Genomic DNA, 10664 nt, shown 5'->3' with positions numbered 1-10664 from the left:
AGCGAGTAATTGTCGCCGCGCTGATTGTTGGTGAGCGCCTCCTGGAACTTCGCATCCGCGCGTTCGTTAAGTTCCTGCGCCTCGACGGTGCCGGGAGGGATGTACTCGGGCACCGCGAAGGGACCGGCTTCGACACGTCCACCGGCATCCCATGCCTCGAACGCCACGGCAAACTCGGGGCTGAACCGGTCCTCGATATAGGCAGCGAGGTCTTCTTCGCCGTTGTAGGTGGCCCGGACCCACTCGGCGTAGACGCTCAGGTCGAACTGTCGTGCATCGCGAGCCTCGCCCTCGGCACTGGTTGCCTGTACTCGTGCGCTGGATGCCTGGCTGAACGCGATCGACATCTCGCCGCCCCACTTGGAGGCCTCGAACCCACACCATGCCGTGAGGACTGCCGTGATCGACAACACGAACACCGCCATGATGTCGAGCCAGTCGCGGCGCGGACGGGTCGCTGGCGAATCTCCACTCACGCGGTCATCCTTTGGCTCTCTAGACTGCAGGCAGGCCCGCATCGATTGGCCGTGTCAGCGATACCGCGGAACAGAGGATCACGAATGCAACTGGGAATGGTCGGACTCGGACGAATGGGCGCGAACATCGTGCGCCGCCTCATGAACGACGGGCACGAATGCGTCGTCTACGACGTGAATGCGGATGCCGTGACCGCCCTCGCCGGCGAGGGCGCGACGGGTGCGGAGTCGTTCGCCGACATGGCGAGCAAGCTCGAGGCACCTCGTGCGATCTGGCTCATGATCCCCGCGGGCCTCACCGGCGATGTCGTCGACCAGGTGGCCGAGGTGCTGGAGCCCGGGGACATCATCATCGACGGCGGCAACTCCAACTACCGCGACGATGTGCGCCGGGCCGCGAAGCTCAAGCCCAAGGGCATCCATTACGTGGATGCCGGCACCAGCGGCGGCGTGTTCGGCCTTGAGCGCGGTTATTGCCTCATGGTCGGCGGTCCGAACGAGGCATTCGACCGGATCGAGCCGATCCTCAAGACCATCGCGCCCGGCAAGGGCGACATCGAGCGCACGCCGGGGCGTACCGGCGACTACGCGCCCGAAGAGCTCGGCTACCTGCACTGCGGCCCGTCGGGGGCCGGCCACTTCGTCAAGATGGTCCACAACGGCATCGAGTACGGGATCATGGCCGCGCTCGCCGAGGGGATGAACATCCTCAAGAACGCCGACGCGGGAGTCCGCGAAGCCGAACATTCGGCCGAGATCGCCCCGCTGGAAGAGCCTGAGTTCTATCAGTTCACGATCGACACCCCCAAGGTCGCGGAGCTGTGGCGTCGCGGATCGGTCATCTCGTCGTGGCTGCTCGACCTCACCGCAGCTGCCCTCGAAGAGAACCCCACGCTCGACGGACTCGCCGGCCGGGTCTCCGACTCGGGCGAGGGCCGCTGGACCGTCAAGGCCGCCGTCGACACGGGGGTTCCCGCTCCCGTGCTCTCTGCAGCGCTGTTCGAGCGGTTCGCATCCCGTGATGAGGATCACTACGCCAACCAGCTTCTCTCGGCGATGCGCCTGCAGTTCGGTGGCCACCACGAGCTTCCCACCGGGGATGTGCTCGAGGCAGGTGCTCGCAAGTCCGATCAGGCTGGCTGACCTTCACGGCTGCGCGGCCTGTGCTTAGGCTGTCGGCATGCCAGTGCTGTTCTCGGTCCTCGTCATCGCACTGAGCATCGGTGCGCTCATCGACGCGATCGTCATCTCCGAGAATCGCGTGCGCTACCTCCCCAAGGTCGCGTGGGTGATTCTGATCGTTCTCGTGCCGCTGCTGGGCAGTGTCTTCTGGTTCGCACTGGGACGGGACTATCAGCGTGCGCCGGCGCCCTGGCGCGAGTACACCGACAAAGGGGCTCCGCCGGCGAGCGCCCCCGTGCGGCCCCGCGACACGCGCAGCACCGAGCAGCAGCTAGCCGATCTGGACCTCGAGATCGAGGAGTGGCGACTTCGGGCTGAGATCGAGAAGCGCAAGCGCGATCACCGCGACGGCTCGGCAGGCTGACCGTCCAGCGCGGGAAGATTCGCTTCGAAGGTCGTTCCCTGGCCCGGCGCGCTGGTGACGCGCAGGATGCCGCCGTGTGCGCTGACCAGGGCATGAGCGATCGCGAGTCCGAGGCCCGAGCCCGCAGAATGGCGGGAGGTGTCGCCCCGCCAGAACCGCTCGAACACATGCGGTAGTTGTTCGGCCGGGATGCCTGGTCCGGTGTCGTGTACGCGCAGGATGACGCGGTCGGCGTTCATCCGTGTGCTGACCGTGACGTCGGCATCCGGCGGAGTGTGCTGCAACGCATTACCGACGAGGTTGCGCGCGACCTGGGTCAACCGAGGTTCGTCGCCGAGGACCCGCGCGGGACCATCGGTGTCGACGATGAGACGGCGTTCAGGATGCAGCACGCGAGCGTCCGAGACCACCTCTGCGGCGACGGCGGCGAGATCGACCGGCGTGTTCTCGAGGGGCCGGCCGGAGTCGGTCCGCGCGAGCAGGGACAGCTCGTCCGTCAGCAGCCTCATTCGCCCCAGCTGTCGCTCCACGCGCGCCATCGCTTCTGCGAGGGCATCGGGGTCGGTCAGACCACCACGCAGGTAGAGCTCGACCCAGCCGCTCGCTGTGGTCAGCGGCGTACGCAACTCGTGCGAGGTATCTGCGACGAACGAGCGCATGCGGTTTTCGGCATCCTCTTGCACATCGAAGGCGAGGTTCACGGTGCTCGCCATGCGAGCGATTGCCGGGTCGCCGCTGCTCTCGACCGGAAGACGGAGGGTGCGGTCGCCCTCTGCGATCCGCTCGGCGTGCTCAGCCATCGCCGTGAGTGGGCGAAGACCACGACCGACGACGATCGCCGCCGCAATGATGAGGATGATGGTCGTCACCACCGCCGTCACCGAGAGCGCCGAGATCAGGAGAACGCCATTGGCCTCGCGATCGGTTGTGCGCACCACGAGCACGGCGGAGGTCACCGGGACTTCGCTCTCGTTGTCGCTGAACGTCAGCGAGAAGCCCGTCGTGTCGATCGTTTCGGCGAGGTACCGACCGTCGATATCGGTTGGCTCGTGAGCGGCGCGAGCCACAATCGTCGGGACATCGGCTTCGGGGATTCCCGCGGCTGCGAGCACGCCCTCGCCGTCGAGAAGAATGATGCCGAGCGAGCCCGCTGCGATGCGCTGCACGTTCTCGTCGGAGACGACGGCGCCGCCTGTCGCGTTCAACCCCGCGGCCATCCGCTGGGCAGGGCCCTCGGCTAGAGTGCCAGGATGCGGAGCGGGTGCGAGTGAGCGGAGGCATCCGTTTCGCCCTCCGCCGCGCTGGCGCCGCGCGTGCGTCACTTGTGGCCCTGGCAGTCTTCGCGGGGCTCTCGGGCGCGCTGGTCAGCGCAGCAGCGTCGGTGGATGCAGCTCGGGTGGCGCACTCGGCAGAAGAAGGGTTGGCGAGCGACGGGTCAGCCGGTGTCGCCGCGGTCGCGATCGGGATGCTCGCGCTGCCGGTCGCCCTGGCCGCGGTGCTGTCGGCAGCGGAAGTGACCCGGTCACGCGCCGGCGAGACGCGATTGCTTCTGGCCCGCGGCATGCGGCCGCGCCGGCTCGTGACGATGGCGGTGTTCGAGGCCGCCCTCATCGCAACGGTGGCGGGCCTCGCCGGTGCTCTCGGAGCCGGTGTGTTCTTGTGGATGCTGACGGCAGCCGCTGCGCAGGTCGTGCTGACGGCTACGGGTGTTGCGGTGTTCGTCGTCGGCACTGCGGGTGCCGCGGGGCTGCTCGCCGGTCGCGAGAGCCCGCCGGCGCGGGGCGTCGCGGTCGCTGTCGCTGCGATCATTGTCGTCGCCATCGTCACCGGGGTGGCGACCTGGCGCCTTCTGACCTTCGGTGTGGATCCGATCTCGTTCCTGGCCCCGGCGCTGCTCCTGCTCGTGGTTGCCACTGCATCGACCGTTCTCGCACTTGCCGGGCTCCGGATGCTCAGCAGCGCGGCGTCCCGGAGTCGGGGCCTCATCCTCGTCACGGCGCTGCGGCGGCTCTCTCGCAGGCCCGGGCGCTCCGCCTCATCGATGATCGCCGTCGCCATTGCGGTCGGAATAAGCGTCGTGGCAGCCTCGTACACCTCCAGCGCTGTCGGTGTCGGCGAAGGACCGGAAGCGCTGCGGGTGGGCGCAGACCTTCGCGTCGTGACCATCCCCGCGGACGTCACACCCTCGGCAATTTCCGCCGCAGCCGGGGCGGACGCCGCAATGGAAGGCCGTCAACTGGTTGCAAGCATGCCCTCGACGCGCTCGGAGCGCGACCGCGTCCCGATCCTGGCGCTGGAATCACAGAAGATCCGCGAGGTGATGACGGCGATCCCCGGTGTCGTCGACCCGGGCGAGTGGTCCGAGCGCTTGAGCCGACTTTCGAGCGCCGGCCAGATCCCCGCTCTCGTGTCGCAAGACGTCGCCGATGATCTGGGGCTGATCGAGGGTGACTCCCTTGCCCTGGATGCCTCCTCGCCCTCACTGACTGCGGACCTGGTGGTCGCCGGCGTGGTTCCCGTTATCCCAGGGACACCCGGCTCGCGAGGTTTTCTCGTAGATCTCGCGCGCCTGGCCGTCGTGTCGGGGGAGCGGGTCGAGCCCAATCAGCTCTGGATCGCCGCCGACGACCCCGGTGCCTCCGCCGCGCTGATCGAACGGGAGTACCCGCAGGTGGTCGTGCTCGCCCCCGATCCGGCTGTTGCAGCAGACCGTGTCGCCCAGGGATCAATCCTTCAGGTGTCGGCGATCGGGTCCGTCCTCATCGCCCTGACTCTGCTGGTCCTGCGCGGCAGAGTCAGCGGAGTCGAGGCCCGCGACGCGGCGCTGCTGTCCATTGTGGGAGCCGGCAGGCGAGGTGCGACCACGGTGGTGGCAACGCAAAATACGACGGCGCTCGTCGTCGGTTTCGTGGCCGGAATCATCGGGGGAGCGGTGACGGCAGCGGCGACGGTGCCTCCGGCTGTCCGGTGGGCATCCGGTGATCTTCCCGCTGCCTACCCCGTCGGCATCCAGGTCGATGTTCCCGCCTTGCTCGTGCTGCTGGCGGTGCTGCTGGTCGGTGGACTCGCCATTGCCTGGTGGGTCCGTCTTCCGCGAGCGCTCGCGCGGCTGATCCGAGAGGACGAGTAACGGATGCCACCGAATCGCCTCTCGGTTCTCCGCCTGCTGCGGCGTCGCTTCGGCATGCCGCGCGGTGCCGCGACGGTCATCGTCGTCCTTGCTGCGCTGACTGCTCTGCTCATCTCCGTTGCGCCCCGCATGCTCGTCCAGGTCACTCGGGACGAGGTAGCTCACCAGGTGGGGCAGCTCGCCCCGACAACACGAGACCTGACCGGGACGGTATCGGCGGTCGTGCCCGATGGCGGCATCCCGGGCCTGGAATCGTCACTGTCGAGCGCGCGCGATCAGTGGCCGTCGATCGTTCAGAGCCTGGTCGGTGATGGCGAGGTCGCGGTCTACACCGATCCGCTACGGGCATCGCCGGAGGCTCTGGGGCCGACCTCGCCCTTTACTGACGTTCACCTCATGGCAGAGCCGGATGCCCTCGCGCACCTGCAGATTGCCGAAGGGGCGTGGCCGAGTGCGTGGTCGGGTTCCGGGCCGATCGAGATCACCCTGTCGGAGGACGCGGCCGCCACGATGGACTGGCCGATCGGAGAGCGGCGCACGATTCTCACCGCGACGGCACCGCTCGAGCTGGTATTGACGGCGACGGTGCGAGCAGCAGATCCGGATGATCCGCGCTGGCTTCATCTGCCAACAGCGCTTACGGCAACCGTCTTCGACGACGGGAACCGGCGTCCGGTGGCGACCTCCGCTGCCTGGATTGATCCCGGGACCTGGGAGGTGCTCGACCCGCCAGGGACGGTGGTCGTGTGGTACCCGGTCGATGCTGCCGGTGCCGCCGACGTCGATGTCGCGCAGCTGCTTCCCGCGATTCGCGCAATCGTCACGTCACCGCTGCCGCTGGGCCCGGGTGGCGATGTTCGCGTGGCGCTCGATTCCGGTCTGGTCGCCGCGCTCGGCACCGCCGTCGGGCGTACCGAAGCGACGCGTGCGATCCTTGCGGTGGCGGCGGTAGGCCCTGTCGTCGTGGCCTTCTCGCTCGAGGTCCTCGCGGCGGCGCTCATGGTGCGTAGACGTCGGCAGCAGCTGGCGCTGCTGGCCGCGCGAGGTGCCGCCTCGTCCCAGTTGCGGCGCCTGCTCGCTCTCGAGGGGGCGCTGCTCGGCATCCCCGCCAGTGTCCTTGCGGCCGCGCTCGGGGTCTTCCTCGTTCCCTCGGACGCAGGCTGGTTCCCTGTCGCGCTCGCTGTTCTCGCGGGTGCGGTTCCGGCCGCGGCACTTGCTCTCGCACTGCCCCGACATCTCATCGCTGTCGGTCGGGAAGACCTCGATCGAAGGCGCCGCACGCTGCCGATGCTGGCGACGGAGGCTCTCGTGGTCGTGCTCGCCGCGGGAGCCGTGACCGTGCTGCTGGTCCGCGGCGCGGGCGCTGGAGCTCTCGATCCGCTCGCGGTGGCCGCGCCGCTGCTGGTGACCGTAGCGCTCGCGCTGATCGTCGTGCGGCTGCATCCGATCCCCCTCGCTCTGGCCTTGCGTCTGCAACGGCGTCGCTGGGGAGCGACGGGCCTCGTGGGCGCCGCGCGCGCCGTCCGGGAACCGGTTGCCGGGACGGCGGCAGTGCTCGCGATGCTCGTGGCCGTCGCGATCGCGGTGTTTTCCTCGGTTGTGCTTGCCACCGTCGACCGTGGCGCCGTCGTCGCGGCTGAGCGCATGGTCGGCGCAGACATCCAGATCTCCGGCCCGTACGTTGATGCCGATCAGCTCGACACGATCCGGGGGGTCGAGGGTGTCGCGGCCGTCGCGGGCCTGCTGCGCGGCGACTATCTGCCGGTCACGGGCCCCGGGGGCCGCGTAACCGCCGAGGTCATCGCCACCGATCCGACGGCGCTCGCGGCTGTGCAGGACGGAATGGTGGGAGCCTTCCCCGGGGGACTCGCCGACGGGGAGATCCCCGTGCAGGTCGTCCCCTCGACGGCGCTCGCGGCCGAGCTCGGTGGAGCGATCGACGCCATTTCGGGGGCGCCTGCGGAGGCAGCCGAACCGATCGAGCAGATTCTGGGTCTCACGGCTTCGTCGGAGTTCGTCGTGATGGGGGCCGATGACTACACCGCACTCACCGGCAAGGGCTTTTTCCCGCGCACGGTGCTGATCGAGGTCGCGCCGGGCTACGACGCCGCTGCCGTCATCGATCGCGTCGGTCAGATCGTCGGCGGCACCTTCTCGGTAAGTCTGCTGGATGCCTCAACCGACGAGATCCGCAGTTCTCCGGCGGTCACGGCCCTGCGGGTCGCCTTGCTCAGCGCGGTCGGTATCGCGATCGCGCTGTCGGCGGTTGCCGTCCTCGTCGTGGCCGGCGTGACCCGGGACGCACGCTCCCGTGTCATTGCGCTGCTGCGCACGATGGGCATGGGGCGCCGCGAGACACGCGGCATCGTGGCGTGGGAGTTCGTTCCGCTCGGAGTTACCGCCTTGGTGGCTGGCGGGGCTCTCGGCATCCTGTTGCCCCTTCTGATCGTGTTCTCCATCGATCTGCGCCCGTTCACCGGTGGGGGCGGCCAGCCCTCGCTCTTCATCGATCCCGTCCTGAGCGCTACGCTCGTCGCGATCGTGCTGGCAGCTCTCGCCCTCGCCGTGATCGGCGGCGTGCTGAGTGCTCGCGCGACCTCGACGGCGACAGTGCTGCGAATGGGGGAGGACTGAGATGACACCAGCACCCTCGGCTGAAGCCGACATCCACTGCGAAGGACTCGTGCGGATCTTCACCGTCGCCGATATCGAGGTGCAGGCCCTCCAGGGCCTTGACCTGTTCGTCGGTCGCGGGGAACTTGTCGCACTCGTCGGAGCCTCGGGTTCAGGCAAATCGACGCTGCTGGCGATTTTGTCGGGATTGGATACCCCCACGGCGGGGAAGGCTGTGGTCGCTGGCCGTGACCTGCCGTCGCTGACCAACCGCGATCGCGTGGCCTACCGGCGCGATGTGGTGGGCTTCGTCTGGCAACAGACAGCGCGGAACCTGCTGCCCTACCTCTCCGCGCTCGAGAACGTCGAGCTGGCCGCAGCCATCGGGCGCAAGCCTCGTGCGAAGGAGCGTGCGCTGCGGATGCTGGATCTCGTCGGGGCTGCCCACCTGGCAGGCCGGCACCCGGCAGAGCTCTCGGGCGGGCAGCAGCAGCGCGTCGCGATCGCGGTCGCACTGGTCAATGAGCCTCGGGTGCTGCTGGCCGATGAGCCGACCGGCGACCTCGACGAGGAAGCATCGGCGGAGGTTCTTCGCACCTTCGAGCAGGTCAACGCCGAGCTGGGAACCACCGCTCTGATCGTCACCCACGACCCGGCGGTCTCTGAGCACGTCCAGCGGACTGTCCAGATCCGGGACGGTCGTACGGCAACCGAAGTGTTGCGCTGGACTCACACCGATGACGACGGACGCGAGCACGCCATGGCCGAGGAGTTCGTCGTGCTCGACCGAGTCGGGCGGATGCAGCTGCCGGCGGACTACCTGACGAGCCTGGGCCTGCGTGATCGGGTGCGACTACAGCTTCAGGCCGATCATGTCGCGGTGCGGCCCGGTCACGAGGGCTCTGCAAGCCGGGGCGGAGCCGGAGAGACACGAGGCGAGGCTACGGATGAGTGAGCGTTCCGTGGAGCCCGTGGTCACGGCATCCGACCTGTCGGTGACCCACGTGACGCCCGCCGGAGAGGTGCACGCCCTCGTCGGGGCCTCGCTGGAGCTGTACCCGGGCGAACTCGTCGTGCTCATCGGCCCCTCGGGGGCGGGAAAGACGACCCTCCTGCACGTCCTTGGCGGTATCGAGACGGCGTCGAGCGGATCGGCCCGCGTCGGAGAGGTCGTCATCACGGATGCCTCGGAGCGTGACCTCGACAGGGTCAGGCGTGAGGACGTCGCCTTCATCTTCCAGTCGTTCGGACTTCTGGACGCGCTCACCGCCGCCGAGAATGTCGAGATCCCACTGCGGATCGCCCGGACCGAACCGGGCGCGCGCGACGAGCAGGTCGCGGCGCTCCTGGAGCGGGTCGGCCTGGCTGGCCACGCCGGGCAGCGTCCGTCGGAACTGTCTGGCGGTCAGCGTCAGCGTGTCGCGATCGCTCGGGCTCTGGCGGCGTCGCCGCGGGTGCTGCTGGCCGATGAACCGACCGGCCAGCTCGATTCGCACACCGCCGATGCAATGATCGATCTCATCGCCTCGGTCGCGCACGACGACGGGGTCGCGGTGCTGCTTTCGACACATGACCCGTCGATCGTGGCGCGCGCGGACCGGGTCTTGGAGATCCACGATGGGGTGCTCACCGAACGAGGCGTTCTCGCGCAGCCCGCGGCATCCGGCTGATCGGCGTCCCTAGATCCTGCGCTGTCGGATAGCCTGAGCGCCAGGTGACACGGCGGGACAGCGGGGGACCCACATGGAGCTGAGTTCGTTTCCGATCATCGGTATCGCGCTTGCCGTGTTGTCAGCGGCGCTGCTCACTGTCGGAAACCACCTCCAATCAGTCGGAGTGGAGCGAGCGAAGGGCGAGAGTACTTCGGGACTGGGGGCCGCGGGGTTCTGGGCGCTTGCCAGAACTCCGGTCTGGCTTCTCGGCTCCGTGCTGTTCGGGCTGGCGATCCTCGCACAGCTCACCGCTCTGGCGTTCGCACCCCTTATCGTCGTACAGCCAGTCGGTGTCATCGCGCTGGTCTTTGCGTCCGCGCTCACCGCGGTGGTCACGCGGCGCAGACCCAGCAGTGCCGAGATCGTTGCGATCCTGGTCGCTGTCGCCAGCCTCGCGGCGTTCGTCGGTGTCGCGGCCGCCGTCAGCGTGCAGACGACGATCACCGACCGTGAACTCATCCTGATCCTGATCATTCTGCTCGTGGTTCTCGCCGTCACCTTCGCTGTTCTTGCACTGCTGCGCCGGCGGGGCATCCCCCCTGTCGCCTACGTCGTGCTCGGGGGGCTGTTCGCAGGTTTCGTCGCGACGCTCGGCAAGACCGTCATCCTGCGCGTCCAGACGGCGTTGGCATCGCAGGACTTCCGTATCGACGACACCAACCTCCTGACGATCGCGTGCCTGGTCGGGATCGCGGTGGCCGGGGCGCTCTCGATCTATTTCGTCCAGACGGCCCACACGGTAAATACTCCGCAGACCGTCGTCGCGGGCCTCACGATTGTCGATCCCTTCATCGCCGTCATCCTCGGCATTACGGTGCTCGGCGAGGCAGTCGGGGCACCGCTGTGGAGCTTCGGAGTGTTTGCGGTGGCCGGCGCGGGCGCCATGTGGGCGGTCTGGCGGCTCGCCTCGATCACTCAGCCGTCGCGATGAGCAGTTCCCGCGTCGCGGCATGACCGACCGGCTCGGGGAGAATATCCCCATGGCTGCATACGAGTTCTCCGCCGACCCGCGTCGTGTCGATCGGGCCACGGTTCACCGTTGGCTGAGCGAGCTGTCGTATTGGGCACGCGGACGCAGTCGCGAGCAGCAGGATGCCGCGATCGAGAAGTCTCGCAATTACGGGATCTATGACTCCGAAACCGGCGCGCAGTTGGGTTACGCGCGGATCGTGACGGACGACGCGACC

9 protein-coding genes and 1 pseudogene are annotated in these 10664 nt (G+C 68.3%); 8 read left to right on the top strand and 2 right to left on the bottom strand.

Translation table 11 applies throughout. The features are described 5' to 3' along the window. Nucleotides 1–476 (bottom strand): hypothetical protein (locus tag B3587_RS09130; protein WP_292728022.1); only part of this gene is annotated, 476 nt, incomplete at its 3' end. A gap of 84 nt (nt 477–560) precedes the next feature. Between B3587_RS09130 and gnd the strand changes: the two genes are divergently transcribed. After that, on the top strand, nt 561–1619 hold the full coding sequence (gene gnd / locus B3587_RS09125) for a phosphogluconate dehydrogenase (NAD(+)-dependent, decarboxylating) (RefSeq protein ID WP_228177971.1): 1059 nt from the start codon (nt 561–563) through the stop codon (nt 1617–1619). Nucleotides 1620–1656: 37 nt separating this feature from the next. Continuing rightward, nucleotides 1657–2022, top strand: coding sequence for a PLD nuclease N-terminal domain-containing protein (locus tag B3587_RS09120; protein WP_228177972.1), 366 nt, complete (start codon nt 1657–1659; stop codon nt 2020–2022). Here the strand turns inward: B3587_RS09120 and B3587_RS09115 are convergent. Beyond that, the gene (locus B3587_RS09115; protein WP_292728019.1) at nt 1998–3239 is read right to left on the bottom strand and encodes a sensor histidine kinase; all 1242 of its coding nucleotides are present in this window, start codon (nt 3237–3239) and stop codon (nt 1998–2000) included. The genes B3587_RS09120 and B3587_RS09115 overlap by 25 nt on opposite strands. Before the next feature lie 44 nt (nt 3240–3283). Between B3587_RS09115 and B3587_RS09110 the strand changes: the two genes are divergently transcribed. The 6 genes and pseudogenes from B3587_RS09110 to B3587_RS09085 form a co-directional block, all read left to right on the top strand. Continuing rightward, a complete protein-coding gene (locus B3587_RS09110; RefSeq protein WP_292728017.1) occupies nt 3284–5152 on the top strand; it encodes a hypothetical protein in 1869 nt (622 codons plus the stop codon). A gap of 3 nt (nt 5153–5155) precedes the next feature. Continuing rightward, the gene (locus tag B3587_RS09105; protein WP_292728015.1) at nt 5156–7786 is read left to right on the top strand and encodes an FtsX-like permease family protein; all 2631 of its coding nucleotides are present in this window, start codon (nt 5156–5158) and stop codon (nt 7784–7786) included. A 1-nt stretch (nt 7787) separates the two neighbouring features. After that, complete coding sequence (locus B3587_RS09100) at nt 7788–8720, top strand: ABC transporter ATP-binding protein (protein WP_228177978.1); 933 nt, start codon at nt 7788–7790, stop codon at nt 8718–8720. Then, on the top strand, nt 8713–9435 hold the full coding sequence (locus B3587_RS09095) for an ABC transporter ATP-binding protein (protein ID WP_292728012.1): 723 nt from the start codon (nt 8713–8715) through the stop codon (nt 9433–9435). Before B3587_RS09100 ends, B3587_RS09095 begins: the two co-directional genes overlap by 8 nt. Nucleotides 9436–9508: 73 nt before the next feature. Next, nucleotides 9509–10408, top strand: a complete 900-nt coding sequence (locus B3587_RS09090; RefSeq protein WP_292728010.1) for a DMT family transporter — start codon at nt 9509–9511, stop codon at nt 10406–10408. A gap of 49 nt (nt 10409–10457) precedes the next feature. Beyond that, nucleotides 10458–10664: pseudogene (locus tag B3587_RS09085) on the top strand (GNAT family N-acetyltransferase); the annotation flags it as partial.

This window comes from Microbacterium sp. UBA837, assembly GCF_002296025.1.
GTDB lineage: Bacteria > Actinomycetota > Actinomycetes > Actinomycetales > Microbacteriaceae > Microbacterium.
Note: the sequence above shows the minus strand (reverse complement) of the source record. Positions and strands in the feature narration are given on the sequence as shown.